The following is a 17,605-nucleotide window of genomic DNA, read 5'->3' as shown; positions in this document are numbered from 1 at the left end:
TAGTCCGACCATTCGGCGGCGCGGCGGATGAAGAGCTGCACCGCCGGAAACTTCACGGCCTGATCGACGGTGCGGGCAAGGCCGGATTTCGGCGAGGTCAGCGAACCAAGCCGCACGATATGCTCGGTAGCGGTACCGAGCGGTTCGCGGCTCGTCGCAAGCAGCCTGCAAGGCGATGTGCCCGCCATGAACTTGCCGGCAAAGATCGTGGCGGCGGGCAGAACATGCTCGCAATTGTCCAGAATGAGCAGCATCTGCCGCGGTCTCAAATATTCGAGAGCCGCAGCCAGACCGTTGTCCGTATTGCCTCTGATGCCCAGTGCCGTCACCAGCGCCGCGCCGAACAGCATCGGATCGGAAATTGTTGCGAGGTCGACGAAGCAGACGCCGTCGCGACACCGTGGTGCAAACGCCTGGGCGACGGCCACGGCAACTGTCGTCTTGCCGATCCCGCCTGCGCCAGCCAAGGTCACGTGCCTGTTGTCGGCCAAGAGATCGGCGATTTCGACGATTTCAGCTTCGCGACCAACGATGCCGCGCAACAATGGCGCATTGGACAGGGGAAGCGGATCGGCAAGCGCCAGATCGTCCTCGATCTCGCCGACGCTGGCTTGGACATCCGCGATGAACTTGTACCCGCGGCGCGCCACGGTGGCGATGTAGACGGGCTCGATCTGGGTATCTCCCAGCGAACGCCTCAAGCTCCACATGTTGACCTTGAGATTGCTGTCGTGGAGAAAGGTGCCCGGCCAGGCCGCCGCCATCAGCTCCTTCTTGCTGACCAGCTCGCCGCGGCGCTGCACCAGCAGCTGCAAGAGCTCGAATGCGCGCCCGCCCAGTTTGACGGGGCGTCCGTCGAGAAGGAGCAACTGGCGGCGGGGAACGAGTCGAAATGGACCGAAGCAGAATGTGAGTTCCTGCCGGCGTGGGCTCCGTTGCCGTGTCTCCGTGGCAGCCCGCATTGACCATTGCCAATCGATCGAAAAGATCGCCTGCAATTATCATGCGTTGCAAACTTGTTGAATAGAGCCGTTCTGAATTCGCACGATTCCTGCGGGCATTTGCCCGCAGGATGGCTGCGACAAAACCGCTCGCGCGCGGGCCGGTGCCCGCCTGGGACGGCTTCGGCTACTTTTTAGGCTTGCCAAGAACCGCCATGCGCATGACCTCGACGCCGCCATCGGCAAGTTCCGGAAGCTTGGCGAACCACGCCTTGACATAAGGCATCGCGTTATGCGCGTCGAAATCGGCCTCGCTGGCAAACACCTCGTAGAAGATGAAATGACCGGGGTTGGCGCGGTCTTCCTGCAGAAAATAGACCAGGTTCTTGGGGATCGCCGCGAACCAGGTCGATCAGCGGCAAGGTGGCGGCACGCAACGCGTCTTCCTTCCCAAGTTTCGCGCGCACCTGAGCCACCACCGAATAAGCGCCTTCCGGGATCTCCTGGTAGCGCACGCGCGGTGCTTCCTCGGCAACGGCCGACGGCGCCGTCATGGCCATCGAGGCGGCGAATAGCAGCGCGCACAGCGAGTCGCGGACGAGAGTTTGCATGATGAATCCATTCACATTGTGATCGTGAGCACTTTGCCGGGCAACCAGCGAAAGCCGGTCGCCCGACATTTGACCGGTCAGCGCACGATTGTCTGCTTCCGTTTCGCCAAGGCCTCGCTGAAGCGATTCTTGACGGGGCCGAGCGCTTTGACGAATTCGAGTTGCTCGCCTTCCGGCCCTTTGCAATAGATCAGCTCCCAGCCGTTCGAGGGTTCCGCGGTCACCCGGTTCGTGTTGGCGCTGCGAGGAGCCGCCTTGCGGTCTGCTTCCGTCATCACGCGGATGGTGCGGTTCGCTCTCACCTGCGTCATGCCGCGGCGCGCGGACTCGGCTTCGAGGTCGGCGATGAACTTGTTGAAGTCGACATCGTCGCGAACGTAGAAGCAGATGTGCATCATGCGCGGAAAAGCCGGGCTCATGTGCTCCACCGGCTCGGCAAAACTCTTCGCACTGCCCATCGGCTGATCGGCCTCGCGATATTGCAGCAGTTCGAGCACCATGTTGTCGAATTGGATAAAGCGGACATCGAGCCGCTGCGCTCCGCTTCTGAGGTCGGGAACGCCGATCGTCCGCGGATTGACCCCGCGCGCATTCGCCTCGATCTCCTGATCGGCCAGCAGCGTGTTCTGCACCCCGTCGCCCTGGAAGTCGCCGTGCCGAAAGACCTCGGTGCCGCCGAGCACCTCCGTATAGAACTGATAGGCCCGCTCCATGTTCTGGACCGTCAGCCCGAAATGCTGGACGCCCTGAAGTCGCGCGCCGAGCGGGGCCTCGTTGCGCTCCGCAGGCGACATGCCGTCGGCGTCCTGCGTCGCGGCCCGCGCGTCGCTCGTGCCGGCGACGAGGCCGGTGACGGCGGCTGCGCCGGCTGTCTGGAGCAAGGTGCGGCGGCGCATGTCGGTGGCGTTGTGTGCTTCATCTGTCATGTCGCTCTCCTTTGTCGTTCGGTGGATTTTGCGCGATTTATCCTCGCGGCCGTCGCGGTGCTCGACCGGGATGGAGCTGCTGCGCTCTCGGCGCCTCAATCGGCGGTGGGAAGCGGAGCCGCGGCGTTGGCGAGCCCTTCCGAACGGAGCTCACGCCAGAAATCGGCCGGGATGGCTTCCTCAAGCGCAGCACGATCCTCGGCGATGCGGCTCGGGCGGCTCGCACCGGGAATGACGGCCGCCACCACCGGATTGGCGAGCGCGAACTGCAGGCCTGCCGCCTTCATGCTGATGCCGTAGCGGTCGGCAATCGCCTTGATCCGCGCCACCTTGGTGAGGATTTCCGGAGGCGCCTGGGCATATTCGAAGTTAGGACCGCCGACCAGCGCACCCGAACTGTAGGGGCCGCCGACGACGATCGCGAGCTCATGTTCCGCAACCATCGGCATCACCCGCTGAAGCGCCCGGGTATGGTCGAGCAGCGTGTAGCGGCCTGCGAGCAGAAAGCCGTCGGGACGCGGCTCCTCGAGCGCGAGCAGCAGTTCGATCGGCTCGACACGGTTGACGCCGAGGCCCCACGCCTTGATCACGCCCTCGTCGCGCAGCCGGTCGAGCGCCCTAAACGCGCCCTTGCGCGCGCCTTCGAAGACCGAGAGCCACTCGTCGCCATAAAACTCCTGCGCGACATCATGTACGAAGGCGATATCGACATGGTCGGTCCCGAGCCGCTTCAGGCTGTCCTCGATCGAGCGCAGCGTCGCGTCCCGGGAATAGTCGTTCACGATCCTGTTCGGGCGACCGTACTGGAAGACGCCGCCCTTCTCGCCGAGGTCGCGGGCGCCGACATCCTCGATCTCGTCCAGGATCAACCTTCCGACCTTGGTGCTGACGACATAGTCGCTTCGCGGCCGGCCGGCCAGCRCAGCCCCCATGCGGATCTCGGCGAGGCCCGCGCCGTAGAACGGCGCGGTGTCGAAATAACGGATGCCATCGTTCCAGGCCGCATTCACCGTTGCGAGCGCTTCCTGCTCGGGGATGTCGCGGAACATGTTGCCGAGCGGCGCGGCGCCGAAGCCAAGTCTTCCCGGCAGAATATCCTTGAGGGGCATGTCGCGAGTCCTTGTCCGTGACAGGCGAGCGCATCCGCCCGTAGCGCGGCCGATCTCAGTCGGTTGCGGAGGTGTCTGCACTTCTGATGAACGCCGCGACCTCGCGCGGATGCGACAGCATCACCGCGTGGCTGCTTTTGATCTCCGTCACCTTCGCGCCCGATCGCTTGGCCATGGTGCGCAGTAAGGTCGGAGGGATAATGTGATCCTCGCTCGTCACCATGTAATAGGTCGGCTTCGTCTTCCAGGCCACGCGGTCGACCTTGGTCTGCACCGCCTGCAATCCAAACGGCAATTGCGCCGCACCCATGAAGCGGGTCGTTGCGGCATCGACGTCGGCGGCGAAGGAGGTCGGGAATTTATCGCGGTCGACGAAGAGATAATTGCCCTCAGTGACCAGCGGAGCCTTGTGCTCGCCGGGCGGCACGGGTGCTTCCGACAGCGTGCTGACCGACTCGCCGGCATCGGGCGCGTATGCCGCGAAATAGACCAGGCTGCGAACCTTCGGATTGTCGCCGGCCTCGGTGATGACCATTCCGCCATAGGAATGTCCGACGAGTATGACCGGATGCCGCGCCTTGGCGATCACGCGTTCGGTCTCCGCGACATCGTCACGCAGCGAGATCGTCGGCTGCTGCACGACGAGCACCTCATAGCCCGCCTTCGAGAGAATGTCGTAGGTGTCCTTCCATCCCGATCCGTCGACGAAGGCGCCGTGGACGAGGACGATGGAAACGGTCCTCTCGGCCGCGATTGCGGGGGCGGTCGTTGCGATCGTCATTGCGGCAAGTATGGAGATTAGCGTCTTCATATCAGGCTCCGATCCTCGATACGGCGGCATTGCCGTTGGTGAGCCTTTCAGTAACGCGGGCGGGCATTGCGGTATTTCCGATTCCTGCGCGATGACGGACGCATCTTGCTCATCCAAGCTCCCGAAGTCGATCGTGCCTAGCTCCAAGCCTTTGCTTTGCCTGCCTTTTACCTCTTTTAACCGCGGCGCCTCTGGACTTCGCTGACGCGGCTTGTGAGAAATTCGCGATCGGCGTGGCAGCGGCCGGGGCTGCAACTCACCACCGGATGGAATGATCGCTCGCGCGCGATACGGGGCCGGGATTCGCCGCAACTGAAGCGGAGGTCGTGATGGCGCTCGTGACGCATGGAGATCAGAAATACCAGAACAGCGAGAAGCTCGCAGCGGCCAACGACTGGCCGGGGCTGAGCATCGAGCATCGCAAGTTCGAGGCGGGACGGCAGGCAACGCCCATTCCCATCTGCACCGAAATCGTCATGGTGCTGTCAGGCGGCGGCATGGTGTGCCGGAGCGGCAATGGCGAAGTCCAGAAGAGCCTCGCGCGGCCGGGGATGAGCTACCTCGTTCCCGTAGGGACGCAGGAGAGCCATCTCGAGTTGTCGGACCGGATGGAATGTCTTCATCTCTATCTTCCTCCGACGCTGCTGGACCAGAGCGCGCTTGTGGACTTCGATATCGATCCGGCGAAGGTCGAGATCGCCTACGCCCATGGGCTAGCGGATCAGGTGCTCTTCCACATCTGCTCGCCGCTTCGCGACCTGCTTCATCGTCCGCGCCAGCCGACCGACGCGCTGTTCGTGGAGGGAATCCAGGTTGCGCTCGCGGCGCATCTTCTGGGGAACTATACGATCGACCGCTGGCGCGCGCCCGACAGGTTGCCGTCGCTCGATCCGCGGCGCCTGCAGCGCGTACTGGACTATATCGAGGCTTCTCTTGCCAGCGACATCAGGCTCGAGGATCTGGCGGCACAGGCTTGTCTCAGCCCCTATCATTTCTCCCGGCTGTTTCGCGAGGCGACCGGATTGTCGCCGCACCGTTACGTGACCGATCGCCGCGTCCAGGCTGCGCGGCAAGAGCTCGCGCGCGACCGCTTGTCCCTGGTCGAAATCGCGCTCGAGTTCGGTTTCGGCTCGCAAGCCAATTTCACGCGCGTGTTCCGCAAGGCCGCTAGCCTCACGCCGGGGCAGTACCGCGAATTGTGCTGCGGCCAGGCCGAGGTGAAAACAGATCGCTCCGATACGGCACTGCGCACGGATTGCGCATGATTCCGCAGGAATCGGGAATACGGCTCAGCGTCACTCAGGCAGTGCTGTTGTGCCGACCAGATCCGCAAGGGGATGTACCGACATGATCGAGCTCAAGGTGAACGGGATCAAGCGCCAGGTCGAGGTCGTTCCCGAGATGCCGCTGTTGTGGGTGCTGCGCGACGAGCTCGGCATCACCAGTCCCAAATATGGCTGCGGGGTCGCACAATGCGGCGCCTGCACCGTCCAGATCGACGGCATGGCCGTGCGGTCTTGCCAGTCGCATATCGGCGAAGTCGCGGGCAAGTCGGTCGTCACGCTCGAGGGGTTGGACAAGAAGGAGCAGCATCCGGTGCTCCAGGCCTGGATCGAACATCAGGTGCCGCAATGCGGCTACTGTCAGACCGGCCAGATCATGCAGGCCATCTCGCTGCTCGATCTGATCTCCAACCCGACCGACGAGGAGATCAATCAGGTGATGTCCGGCAATCTCTGCCGCTGCGGCACCTATCCGCGCATCCGCGCGGCGATCCATGCGGCTGCGGCCAGGAAGATGGCGGAGAAGTGAGATGGGCCACATGCAGACCCTTTCGCGTCGCGCTTTCGTTTTCGGCACTGCTGCTATCGCCGGCGGCGTTGCTTTCGGCGCCTATGGCAACGCTGAAGCAGCCGCGTCGAGCGCCGACGGCAATCCGCTGGCCGCCGGCCTCGGCCCGAACTCGGTGACCTTCAATCCCTGGGTCGAAATCAGCCCGGACAAGATCACGCTGATCGCGCAGCACGCCGACATCGGCCAGGGCGTCGGCTCGGTGCAGCCGATCATGATCGCCGAAGAGATGGATCTCGATCCCGGCCAGTTCGAAATCCGCTTCGCAGGTCCCAGCCCCGCCTATTTCAACACCGGCTTCGCCGATGAGTTCGCGCCATTCGTGGCCGCTGACCAAAGTCCGGCCGCCGAGGAAGCGCGCGCCAAGACGCTCGAATGGCTGAGACAATCCGGCCTGCAGATGACCGGTGGGTCGAGCAGTTTGCCGGACACCTACGACAAGCTGCGTGTTGCCGGCGCGGTCGCCCGCGAGACGCTGAAGGCCGCCGCCGCCCAACGGTCGGGCGTCGCCGTGGCTGACCTTCGCACCCAATCGGGCCATGTGATCCTGCCCAACGGGACCAAGATCGCCTATGTCGACCTGTCCGCGGACGCCGCCAAGATTCCGCCGGTGCTCGATGCGAAGCCGCGCGACCCGTCCAAATGGCGCATGCTCGGCAAGCCAATGATGCGGCTCGACATCCGCGCGAAGGTGATGGGCGAGCTGAAGTTCGGCATCGATATGAAAATGGACGGCATGCTCTACGCCTCCGTCAAGCTGAACCCCAACAAGGGGCAGCCGCTGAAATCCTACGACGCCGGCAAGGCGCGATCGATGCCGGGGGTCAAGCAAATCCTCGGGATCAAGAACGGCGTCGCGGTGATCGCGACGAACAGCTGGTATGCGATGAAGGCGGTCGATGCCATCGCTTGCGAGTGGGCGCCCTCGGCGTATCCAGCCGAGCAGGCCGACCATTGGAAGGTTCTGGAATCCTCGTTCAAGCCTGAATTCCTCGGCAAGGAGTGGCGGAAGATCGGCGATATCGAAGCCGGGCTGAAGACAGGGACGCGCGTCGAGGCCGAGTATCGCGCGCCCTATGTGGCGCATCAGCCGCTCGAGCCGCTCAACGGAATCGGCCTCGTCACCGACAAGGGGATGGAGATCTGGGTCGGCCATCAGAGCCCTCGCTTCGTGCAATATGTCGCGGCGACGGCGATCGGCCTCAAGCCGGAACAGGTCACCTTCCACAATCAATGGACTGGTGGAAGTTTCGGCCACCGTCTTGAGTACGAGAACGTCCGCGTTCTCGCCGAGATCGCAAATCAGATGAAGGGAACGCCGGTCAAGCTGGTGTTCTCGCGCGAAGAGGATTTCCTGCAGGACATTCCGCGGCAGATTGCGATCGCCCGGCATCGCGGCAGCATCGACAAGGGCAAGATCGTCGCGGCCGATCTGCAACTGGCTTCGACCACACCGCTCAAGGGGCTGCTCGAGCGTTCGGGCACCCCCTCGAAGGATCCCGACGGGCAATTGGCCGCCGGCCTGTGGAACGTCTATTACGACATCCCCAATTTCCGGGCCACGAGCTACGAGGCGCAGGGACTTTCGCCGAGCACCACATGGCGCTCGGTCGGCGCCTCGACATCGGGCTTCTTCACCGAAAGCTTCATCGACGAGCTGATCCATGCGGCGGGGCTCGATCCGATGCGGGCGCGCATCGCGATGTGCACCGTGCCGCACTACCGCAAGGTGCTGGAGACGGTCGCGGAGATGTCGGACTGGAAGGGACCGCTTGGCAACGGCCGAGGGCGCGGCGTCGCCTTCGTGGAGTCCTTCGGGACGCCGACTGCCGAGGTCGTCGAGGTGACGGCAACGGACCGCGGCATCAGGATCGACGAGGTCTGGGTCGCGGTCGATGTCGGCAAGGTCGTCGATCCCGTCAATTTCGAGAACCAGGTGCAGGGCGGCGTGATCTGGGGACTCGGCCACGCCATCAACTGCGAGCTCACCTACGCCAAGGGCGCGGTGCAGCAGACCAACTACAATCACCACGAAGCCATGCGGATCTATCAGTGCCCGGTCATCGAAGTTCGTGGGCTCGAGAACGATCCCAAGGTGAGGGGCGTCGGCGAGCCGCCGGTTCCTCCGGCAGCTCCTGCGCTCGCCAATGCGATCTTCGCGGCGACTGGGAAGCGCATCCGCGAGATGCCTTTCAACAAGTTCATCGATTTCGTGTGAGGGCGGATGATGAAGGGATTTCTGATTGCGGTGGTCCTCGCCGCTTCGTCAATCGCAGCCCTCACGGGAATTGTCGCGGCCAAGGATGAGGCCAAAAAAGATGTGTTGCCGCCGGGCAGCATCAGTCGCGCCGAGGGCCTGGAGGCCTGGAAGCGGATCGAAGCGGTGGTGACGCATCCGCGGTGTGCCAACTGCCATGTCGATGCCAAGGCGATCCCGATATGGACCCCCGCAGGCGAAACGAAACCTCGTGTGCACGGCATGAATATCCACGGTGGAGAGAGCCGCATCGGCGCCGAGAAGCTGGCCTGCTCGACTTGCCACATGACCTCGACTCAGGCGAACGAGCCGGCACCGTCGCCTCCGCGCGCCGGCATCGATTGGCAGCTCGCGCCGGTGGCTTTCATCTGGTTCGGCAAGAGCGGCGCCGAGATCTGCGCGCAGCTAAAGGATCCCAAGCGCAATGGCGGCCGCGACGCCGCCGGCCTTCTCGCGCATCTGCGGCACGATGCATCGTTGAACGGCTTCATTCCCCGGGGCTGGGCCCCCGGAGCAGGTCGTTCGACGCCGCCGGGCAGCTTTGAGGATCACGTCAAGGACATGGCAATGTGGGGCGCGGCCGGACAGCCCTGTCCGAACTGACGTTCTAAAGCCAACCGGCGATGGGCGCTCTCACTTTCCGAGGTTGTCGGCGGCAGGCGCGCGATAGCCAAACCTATTGGGGAGGTCTCGATGAAACACACCATTTTAGGAGCGCTGCTGGCCATGGCTGCTGCTTTTTCCGCGGCCGCGCAGATCCGTGCCGATGAAAAGCCGGTCTCTATCGTCCTGGTGCACGCGCCTTTGTCGACGGGTCGGGCTGGAAGGCTGTCTACGATAGACTTACGCGCGACGGTTATGAGGTTCTGGTCGTTCAGAATCCGACCGTGACGCTCGAGGGCGATGTCGAAGCGACGCGGCAGGTCATCGCCAAGGCGAGGAAGCCGGTCGTTCTGGTCGGCCATTCGTATGGTGGTGCCGTGATCACCGAGGCCGGGACCGACCCGAAAGTCGGCAAGCTTGTCTATATTGCCGCGTTCGCGCCGGATGTCGGAGAGTCGGTCCACGAGCTCGCCACACGTTCAACCCCCGGCGAGCCTGGGGCACCGTTGTTGCCGCCAAGCGACGGCTTCCTTCTCGTGGACGCGGCGAAGTTTCCGACCTCCTTCGCGCAGGATGTCGATGCCTCAATTACAGGCTTCATGGCTGTGGCACAGGTCCCCGGGGGACTTGACGCGGTCCAGCACAAAATCACCCGCGCAGCGTGGAAGGACAAGCCCCTCCGATACCTGCTGACGACGCAGGATCGAATGATCCCGCCGAGTACGCAGCGCTTCATGGCCTTGAGGGCTCGGGCGAAGCTCGTCGAGCTATCGAGCAGTCATGCCGCGATGCTCTCTCACCCCAAGGAGGTTGCTGCCTTCATCGGGAGCGCAGCCGCAGAAGCAGACTAGCCTGTAGCCAAACGGAATTAAAAGGGAGGTTCTGATGTCTGGCAAGCCGAGCATTGTCTTCGCACATGGTCTATGGGCGGACGGATCCTGCTTCGCCAAGGTCATCCAGCCGCTGATCGCGGACGGCTACGGTCACAGGCGGACGATCGAAGTTAGGCCAGCAACTGTCCGTTCTCGCCTTGAAAGCGGACCATTGCTCCGCGCTCAGCCGGGGCAGCTTAGGGCCAGTTTCAGACATGGCAAAGAGCTGAGGATTTGATAATATTCCGCGTATTCTGTTGTGTATTTTGGAGGAAACGATGCTTGCCAAGTTCTTGCTTTGCACAGCCGTACTCACGTTGTCGATGACCGGTATCGCCGCCGCCCAGCAGAATTTGCCCGCGGTAACCCAGCAAACCGCGACGATAAAGCGGACGCCGCTACAAAAGTTTGACGTGCCCGGCACAACCTACGAGACGGTAATTGGAATGGCTGAGATCGCGCCCAACGTGAATATCGGGCGCCACACGCATCCCGGTCCTGAGTCAGGCTTTATGCTTGATGGCGAGATGGTGCTCTTGGTCGATGGTCAACCAGACAAGACCCTGAAGTCAGGTGAAAGCTATCAGATTCCGCCAGGTGCTATTCACGACGCCAAAACTGGTCCGAACGGCGCGAAAGTAATTGCTACTTATGTTGTCGAGAAGGGAAAGCCGCTCGCTTCTCCGGCCCAGTAGTGACGTCTGCTTCGGGCCAGAAGCTGCCATTCCCCGGCCTAGAGCCAGCGCACGGAGACGACTGGGACGCCGGGCCCAAAAAATGGCAATATACGTCCGAGACACCCCCGGAGTACGCGCGATGTCCGACGCACAACTCGATCGGAAGGCCTGGCTTGCGCGCATCGGCTATACTGGGCCGCTCACACCAACCCTTGAGACTCTAAATCAACTTATCTTCGCCCACTCGCACTCAATCCCCTATGAAACGCTCGATATCATGCTCGGGCGTCCGCCCAAGCTCGACGTGCCTACGCTCCAGCAGAAGATGATTGCCAGTAGACGGGGCGGGTACTGCTTTGAACAGAACATGCTCTTCCGAGCCGGACTTCGGTCGCTCGGCTACAGCATCACAAGCTTACAAGGGCGTGTCGTGCGGGGGCTGGAGATCGACGCACCGCGCCCAGCCATCCACATGTTGTTGAAAGTGGACTTGCCTGACGGCACTTATCTCGCGGATGTCGGGTTCGGCAACCTTGCGCCGACCTGCGCGCTCAGGCTCGTGCCGCAAATCGAACAAGAGACACCCCACGAGGTCATGCGCTTTATCGATGTTGGCGGCGAGCTGACGCTCCAGGCACGGCTTAAGCATGGCTGGCAGCACATTTACCGGGTCATTTCTTATCCGCGTTATGATGGCGAATACGAGATCACCAATTGGTACACGGCAACCCATCCAGAAACCCCTTACCAGGGGAATATCATCGTGGCGAGACCGGGGCCTAACAGGAGCCGGATCACCATGTACAACGCGCGCGTCACCGTCCGGGACGCAGACGGGCATGCGGAGAAGCGGTGGCTGGCGACCGAGAGCGAGTTCAGAGACGTGCTGCGCGGTGAATTCGGACTAAATATGTCCGATGAGCAAGTCGATCAGTGCGTCGGGATTATGAAGGCGAAAGGAACAGGAGACGCTCCTCACCCCTTCTTCGCTTAAGCTATCGTCGATCTCTGGAATGGGTCAAACTCGGAAGTCCGCGGTCCATGGTAGATGGTCCGCTCTGTGAGCGGACGCCGCGGCATGTCTCAAACGGGCCACAACTCATGCAATGCAGCAAACGGCACGTAGTGACCCTGAATGTCGACGACATCGCGCCAAGCTGCGATGCAGTCGACCGCGCAAGCGTCCGACAGAAGAAAACTGGCCGGCCGGTCAAATTCGAACTTACGGAATCCACCCGCCAAGCGGCGCTCTGTGGTCATTTGGGTAGACCTGAGGCGCGCATTGCTTCGATGAGCGGTCCCGCGAGCACCGGCACGCAACCGATGGCGGCGCACTGACCGGTGCTGCTGAAGTTGGGTTGAAGTTGGATCACACGCTCGGCAGCCGCCTTCGCATCGTCCATTCGACCGAGTTTAGCAAGCGCCGCCGCCAGGAACATGTGGGAGACGCTGAAACCCGGTTTGCTACGAATGGCCCGTTGCGCTGCCACCGCAGCATCTGCATAGCGCCCCCGAAGAAAGTGACCCATGCAAATACCGTGCAGCGCCGCTGTAATCCACGGATCGAGCGGACTAAGGCGGATGCCCCGCTCGCCCCAGTCGATTGCACGCTCGGCTTCCCCTCCCCAGCCCAAAATCAACGCGCCCCAAGAATATGCCCACGCTGCCGATGGGGAGATTGCAAGAGCGGCCTCGAACGTCTCCTGAGCCAAGGTACGGTTATGTTCGACAAGACCAATCGCGATTGCGGCATAAACAAGTGCTGGAGCATCGTCGGGGCCAAGTGCCACTGCAATATGCGCGTGCCGTATCGCCGCTTTGCGATTGTCTTCACGCCTTCCCGCTCGGAGATATAGTATCTCGTTGCAAAACGCCGTTTGGCCGTGCGCAAGCGCGTAGTTCGGCTCGAGTAAAAGTGCGCGCTCAAGGAGTGGCACTGCCTGCGACGCGCCTTCCGGCATTCCAGTATCCACTAAAGGCGTCGCACGTAGCAGAAGGTCGTAGGCGTCGAGATTTTCGGGCCGTTTGCGCTTGGCCCGTTCAATTTCGGCTTGGCGCACGCTGGGCTCGATTGCGGCGACGGTGCTTAGTGTAATCTCATCCTGCAAGGCAAATATGTCATCGACGGCGCGGTCGTAACGATCTGCCCAAATGTGTGCGCTGGTCTCCGCGTCAATGAGCTGCGCTGTGATCCGCACTCGTTCATTCGCCTTTCGCACGCTCCCCTCCAACACGTAACGAACACCTAGTTCCCGTCCAACTTGCCTGATGTCAACGGACCGTCCCTTGTATGTGAACGTTGAATTGCGGGCGATCACGAACAGCCATTTAAAACGAGATAGCGCGGTGATGATGTCTTCCACCATACCATCAGCAAAGTATTCCTGTTCTGGATCACCGCTCATATTCTGGAAAGGCAACACGGCAATGGAGGGTTTGTCAGGGAGCGATAGAGCTTTGAAAATATCTGCGGATCGCATTGCGACCACACCGACAGCTTCACCGAGCCCAGTCGCTGTGTACGCCCTCACCGGCTCTTCGATGTTTTTGACCTGCTGTGCCCCAAGATCAGTGAAGGCGATGGGCAGAACCTTTCTGACTTGCCCGTAGGTCTCACCAGAGACGCAAACGCCTCCCGGTTGCGCCAAGGCTTGCAACCGTGCAGCGATGTTCACGCCATCGCCGAACAGATCGCCCGCGCGTACCATGACATCTCCCACGTGAATGCCGATGCGGAAGTTGATGCGTTTATCGGGTGACAGCCCGGCATTCGCTTCAGCCAAGGCGGCCTGCGCTTCGACCGCGCACTGCACGGCATCGACAGCGCTCCCGAACTCCGCAAGCACACTGTCGCCGGCCGTGTTTGCGATGCGGCCCCGGTGCTCAGCAATGGCCTTGTCGAGGATCGCGCGGCGCTCGGTCAGCCCCCTCAGCGTCCCGACCTCGTCCGCACCCATCAGGCGGCTGTAGCCTTCCACGTCTGCCGCGAAGACCGCCACTAGCCGCCGCTGAACGTCATCTAGGTCCGACAGAGCGTTGCCCCCCCGAGTGTGGCGGCTATTCTGCGGCTCGCCTTACAACCCCGTCAACGGGAACAGGCACACCGTCTAGGGGAAAATAAACGCCTACTTAATACCAGTTGCAACACCGCGAGATGTCCGCAATGGGTCACAGGCGGACGATCGAAGTTAGGCCAGCAACTGTCCGTTCTCGCCTTGAAAGCGGACCATTGCTCCGCGCTCAGCCGGGGCAGCTTAGGGCCAATAGGCGACCTCGTTACTCCGTCTGTAACACGGACAATTGAACGTCCATCCCTGCCTCACCCGCAGCCGCAAAGAATCGGCGACAATCTTAGCGAGTTGGCCGTTTAATGGTCAGAATGACAACTGCCTATTGCAGCCTCAATAGCTGGTTTTGCCTGGCGCTTGTCGCGGCCTTCGGCTCTGCTGCCCCACTAGGCCGGCAAAGACCAGGGCGACGACTGCGACCGAGACGACGATGATCGTGCCTGAAAATGCGTAGATTGTCGGCGAGGCACCCGAATTCATCGCGCCGAACATATAAAGCGGAAGCGTGTTCTGGCGACCGGCCAGGTAGTAGGCGCGCGCCTGCTCGTTCAGTGAAAGCAGAAATGCAAAGACGAAGCTTGAGATGAGATTGGTGCGCATAAGCGGCAGAGTTATGTCGACGAAGGCCCGTATCGGCCCGGCGCCGAGGTCGCGGGCCGCCGCGATGGTGCTGGGCCTGACCGCCGAGAGGCCGATGAGCGAGACCACAGCGGCGAATGGCAGCGTCCACAGAAGATGTCCGATTGCTATGGTGACCCAAGATGGGGCGAGACCGACAACTCTCAGAGTCGCCGACAGACCGAGGCCCTCAATCGTACCCGGGACGAACATGGCCGAGAGAATGACGAGGAGGAATACGCCGCGCAGGCGCGTCATCGCCCGGTAGGCGAGCGCAGCAGACAGGCCGATCGGCGTCGCCAGTGCGGCTGTTGCGAGCCCGACCAGCGCGCTTTCCTTGAGAGCCCCGGCGAGGCGGCCATCGTCGAGAAGCGCAAAATACCATTTGAGGCTATAGCGGCTCGGCGGAACGAGTCCAAGCTGCGCGTCCGGGTTCAGCGATGCAAGCAGCAGGTACAGTACCGGCGCATACATGATTGCTAGGCTCAGCGCCGTGATAGTGGTGAACAAAAGCCGGCCGCCGCTGGTGCGTCCCCTGACGATTGCATCGAAGCTCATATGCCGAGGCTTTCGAACAGGCGCGACAGCCTGAGCGCGCGATTTGCGATGATGATGAGGACGGTGAGCAGAGTGATGACAACCGTAGCGATGGCGAAAGCGAGGGGGAAATTCACCACTCTCAGTACATCGTTGATCATGATGGAAATGGAAGAAGCTCCAGCCCCTCCAAGAAGCTGGATCTCCATCGACGTGCCAACGGCGACGACGAATACGAACAAAAAGCCCGCCACGATTCCTGGCAGGACGAGCGGTAAGACGATGGTTGCGAACACGGTCCAGAAGCCTGCGCCAAGGTCCTGGCTTGCACGAATCACTGAATGTTCGATCCGCGCGAATGCCAGCACAATGGGAACTATCGCGAATGGCAGATAGGCGGCGACCATCCCCAACAGAACCGCAAAATCGGAGAACAAAAGCCATTCGACTGGAGTCACCACAATTCCAAGGCTCATCAGCGCGTTGTTGATGATGCCCTGCCGACCAAGCACGAGGCGCCATGCAAAGGCGCGCACGAGGCCGCTCGTGAAGAATGGAATGGTGAACAGTGCGAGGAGGAGCGCGGCCCGGCGCGGTCCGCTCAACAGACCGATGAGCCCCGCGGCCGGAACTGCGAGCAGCGTGGAAGCCGTAGCCGTCAGTGCGGCGAGCCCCGCCGTGCGCAGAAAGACGGTTGCTCGTCCGTTCTCGAAGAGGGCCGCATATGACGCGAATGACCAGGCGGGCTTGATCCAGTAGGTATCGGGATCGAAGCTCCAGAAACTCCACGTCGCGATCAGTGCCAGCGGAATGAAGCCCACCCCCACAAAGACCGCGAGCGACGGGAGCGCGAGGAGGAAGCCCGCCGGCCAGCGGGCGTCCACGCTTTCGCGGAGCCCCGGTTCGTGAGGCACTACGCGTTCCTCAATCTCTGCCACCATGTTTCGTAGAGCTGGAAATTGTCCGGCCGGGTGTTTTGCCAATAGATCTTGCCGGCAAACTTTTGCTTCACATGGTCGGCCAGTTTCCGGACGCCCGCCGGATCGAAAGCATTCGCATGAGCCGTCGCGTAGGCGACGTTGTTGTCGGTGGGAACGACGTAGCCGCGCAGCAGGCCGAGCTTGCAGCCGTAGAATCCCGAGAAAAGGGCATTGACCAACTGATGGGCCGCCTTTGTACGCCCGCGGACCACCGCGCTCTTCAGCAGGATGGTATTGTTAGCCCATCCCTCGTAGCCTTCCCTCGGCACGGCATAATAGCAATCGACACCCCGCATCCGCGCGGCATAAACAATAGGTTCCCAGCCGGTCATCACCCAGACCTCCTGGTTGGCCAAGAGCTGGAGACCCTGTTCCCAACCGTTCCAGAACGTGCGGAACTGGCGGTCCCGCTTGTGCTTGATCAGGAATTCCATGACCAGCCCGAGCTCGTCAGCGGTCAGGTTGCCGGGCTCGGCAATCTTCGCATTCTCGGAGTTCTTCAGATAAATGGCGGTAAAGATGACGCTGTTGATCCAGGCGTCTTCCATGGCGGTCTTGCCMTTCAGCTTCGGATCAAAGATGGCGCCGTAGCTGTCGACGCTGCCAGCCTTGTCTCTTATGGCGATGATGGAATCGGCATTGATGACGGTCGGAATTCCGTAGGCCTTGCCATCGTGGGTCAGGTAGGGAATGTCCTTCGCCCACTGCCACACGCTCGCATAATTCTGGATTTGCGAAATGTCCCAGGGCGCAATCAGGCCGCGTCTCGCGAGTTCCTTTTCGCTGCCTCCCTGGAGCCCTGCGACATCATAAATGTCGTTTGCGTTGCCAGCCGCCAGCTTGGCAACGACCGGCCCCGGGTCATTGCCGTTATCGGTGAATTCGACTTTGACACCGCTGTCGTATGCAAAGGTTCTCCAGCCGTCGTCGCCGATATCGAGCGTGCCGGTTGCCCAAAAATTGATCTCATCTAACGCTCGGGCGGCGCGCGGTAGGCCCAAACTTCCGACTGCCAGCGCGCCAGCGCCAAAAACACCGTTCTGAACAAGCTGGCGGCGTGTTAACTGGGAGAATACGCCCGGTGGAAAGCCATTCCCGATGCTGTGCGCCATTGTCCAAGCTCCTCGGGAGCCTCCCGGCTTGATGCATATCATAGTTCAGGCGCCTTCGCAGGGGCGGCGCTGGGCGGATATCAGGGCTCGACCAGCGCGTCCGGTAGCAACAGCGGCTTCATGGGTTCCCACACAATCTCAATGCTGCTACCTGATGCGGGTACCGCGACACCCGGATCTGCGGAGATGAGAAACTTGAGCGCTTGACCGTCAACCAAGCGGCTCTCAACCTCGACGTCTCGGCCCTTGTAGGCGGTGGAAATGACCGTGAGCGGCCCGAGATCACTTCGTTCTTTTGGGTCTGCGATCCTGATCCGCTCGGGTCGGAGGACCAGCACATAATCGTGCGCCGGGTCACGGCTGACGGGCGGTTCACAGCGGATATCTCGTCCGGCGACGCGCGCATGCCAGTCGGCAATGCCGGAATCGACGCGCTCCGGCTTCAATATTGCGTCGAACCCAACGAACCGCGCGACGAAGGCATTGGCCGGTCGTTCGAAGACTTCGCGCGGCGTACCGATCTGTTCGATGCGGCCCGCTCGCAAAACGATAATTCGATCGCTTAGAGACAGAGCCTCATCCTGATTGTGAGTGACGGCAAGGATGGTCGCGCCGAGCCGTCGGTGCAGACG

At 61.8% G+C, this 17,605-nt stretch carries 18 protein-coding genes and 1 pseudogene; 7 read left to right on the top strand and 12 right to left on the bottom strand.

Going from position 1 to position 17,605, the window contains the following annotated elements; translation table 11 throughout:
* From AC1D00_RS03085 to AC1D00_RS03060, 6 genes are all read right to left on the bottom strand, one after another.
* Positions 1–815, bottom strand: an 815-nt coding sequence (locus AC1D00_RS03085) for an ATP-binding protein (protein WP_477009626.1), incomplete at its 3' end; no start/stop codon positions are given.
* A 313-nt stretch (positions 816–1,128) separates the two neighbouring features.
* On the bottom strand, positions 1,129–1,278 hold the full coding sequence (locus AC1D00_RS03080) for a putative quinol monooxygenase (protein WP_477009627.1): 150 nt from the start codon (positions 1,276–1,278) through the stop codon (positions 1,129–1,131).
* Complete coding sequence (locus AC1D00_RS03075) at positions 1,232–1,621, bottom strand: hypothetical protein (RefSeq protein WP_477009625.1); 390 nt, start codon at positions 1,619–1,621, stop codon at positions 1,232–1,234. The genes AC1D00_RS03080 and AC1D00_RS03075 overlap by 47 nt, the downstream gene beginning before the upstream one ends.
* Before the next feature lie 8 nt (positions 1,622–1,629).
* Positions 1,630–2,478, bottom strand: a complete 849-nt coding sequence (locus AC1D00_RS03070; protein WP_477009624.1) for a VOC family protein — start codon at positions 2,476–2,478, stop codon at positions 1,630–1,632.
* Between the two features lie 95 nt (positions 2,479–2,573).
* Positions 2,574–3,587, bottom strand: coding sequence for an aldo/keto reductase (locus AC1D00_RS03065; RefSeq protein WP_477009623.1), 1,014 nt, complete (start codon positions 3,585–3,587; stop codon positions 2,574–2,576).
* Between the two features lie 55 nt (positions 3,588–3,642).
* Complete coding sequence (locus AC1D00_RS03060) at positions 3,643–4,398, bottom strand: alpha/beta fold hydrolase (protein ID WP_477009622.1); 756 nt, start codon at positions 4,396–4,398, stop codon at positions 3,643–3,645.
* A 329-nt stretch (positions 4,399–4,727) separates the two neighbouring features.
* On the opposite strand from AC1D00_RS03060, the gene AC1D00_RS03055 reads away from it, so the two are divergent.
* The 7 genes and pseudogenes from AC1D00_RS03055 to AC1D00_RS03025 all read left to right on the top strand — a co-directional run bounded on the left by AC1D00_RS03055 (position 4,728) and on the right by AC1D00_RS03025 (position 11,652).
* Positions 4,728–5,663 (top strand): helix-turn-helix domain-containing protein, encoded by a 936-nt coding sequence (locus AC1D00_RS03055; protein ID WP_477009621.1) that lies wholly within the window; start codon positions 4,728–4,730, stop codon positions 5,661–5,663.
* Between the two features lie 82 nt (positions 5,664–5,745).
* Entirely contained in the window at positions 5,746–6,210 is a 465-nt protein-coding gene (locus AC1D00_RS03050; protein ID WP_477009620.1) for a (2Fe-2S)-binding protein, read from the top strand.
* A 1-nt stretch (position 6,211) separates the two neighbouring features.
* Complete coding sequence (locus AC1D00_RS03045) at positions 6,212–8,467, top strand: xanthine dehydrogenase family protein molybdopterin-binding subunit (protein ID WP_477009619.1); 2,256 nt, start codon at positions 6,212–6,214, stop codon at positions 8,465–8,467.
* 6 nt (positions 8,468–8,473) lie between these two features.
* The gene (locus tag AC1D00_RS03040) at positions 8,474–9,109 is read left to right on the top strand and encodes a hypothetical protein (protein WP_477009618.1); all 636 of its coding nucleotides are present in this window, start codon (positions 8,474–8,476) and stop codon (positions 9,107–9,109) included.
* A gap of 123 nt (positions 9,110–9,232) precedes the next feature.
* Positions 9,233–9,960: pseudogene (locus AC1D00_RS03035) on the top strand (alpha/beta hydrolase).
* 299 nt (positions 9,961–10,259) lie between these two features.
* Entirely contained in the window at positions 10,260–10,676 is a 417-nt protein-coding gene (locus tag AC1D00_RS03030) for a cupin domain-containing protein (protein ID WP_477009617.1), read from the top strand.
* 121 nt (positions 10,677–10,797) lie between these two features.
* Positions 10,798–11,652: an arylamine N-acetyltransferase family protein gene (locus AC1D00_RS03025; protein WP_477009616.1), complete on the top strand. Its 855-nt coding sequence runs from the start codon at positions 10,798–10,800 to the stop codon at positions 11,650–11,652.
* An 89-nt stretch (positions 11,653–11,741) separates the two neighbouring features.
* On the opposite strand, the gene AC1D00_RS03020 is transcribed toward AC1D00_RS03025, so the two are convergent.
* The 6 genes from AC1D00_RS03020 to AC1D00_RS02995 form a co-directional block, all read right to left on the bottom strand.
* Complete coding sequence (locus AC1D00_RS03020) at positions 11,742–11,918, bottom strand: hypothetical protein (RefSeq protein ID WP_477009615.1); 177 nt, start codon at positions 11,916–11,918, stop codon at positions 11,742–11,744.
* On the bottom strand, positions 11,915–13,657 hold the full coding sequence (locus AC1D00_RS03015; RefSeq protein WP_477009614.1) for an adenylate/guanylate cyclase domain-containing protein: 1,743 nt from the start codon (positions 13,655–13,657) through the stop codon (positions 11,915–11,917). The genes AC1D00_RS03020 and AC1D00_RS03015 overlap by 4 nt, the downstream gene beginning before the upstream one ends.
* A 402-nt stretch (positions 13,658–14,059) precedes the next feature.
* The gene (locus AC1D00_RS03010) at positions 14,060–14,902 is read right to left on the bottom strand and encodes an ABC transporter permease (protein ID WP_135179599.1); all 843 of its coding nucleotides are present in this window, start codon (positions 14,900–14,902) and stop codon (positions 14,060–14,062) included.
* Positions 14,899–15,795 (bottom strand): ABC transporter permease, encoded by an 897-nt coding sequence (locus AC1D00_RS03005; protein WP_235886042.1) that lies wholly within the window; start codon positions 15,793–15,795, stop codon positions 14,899–14,901. Before AC1D00_RS03005 ends, AC1D00_RS03010 begins: the two co-directional genes overlap by 4 nt.
* Entirely contained in the window at positions 15,795–16,973 is a 1,179-nt protein-coding gene (locus AC1D00_RS03000; protein WP_477009613.1) for an ABC transporter substrate-binding protein, read from the bottom strand. Before AC1D00_RS03000 ends, AC1D00_RS03005 begins: the two co-directional genes overlap by 1 nt.
* Before the next feature lie 80 nt (positions 16,974–17,053).
* Positions 17,054–17,605 (bottom strand): TOBE domain-containing protein (locus AC1D00_RS02995; protein ID WP_477009612.1); only part of this gene is annotated, 552 nt, incomplete at its 5' end.

The organism is Bradyrhizobium sp. P2_E8 (assembly GCF_056403875.1).
Note: the sequence above shows the minus strand (reverse complement) of the source record. Positions and strands in the feature narration are given on the sequence as shown.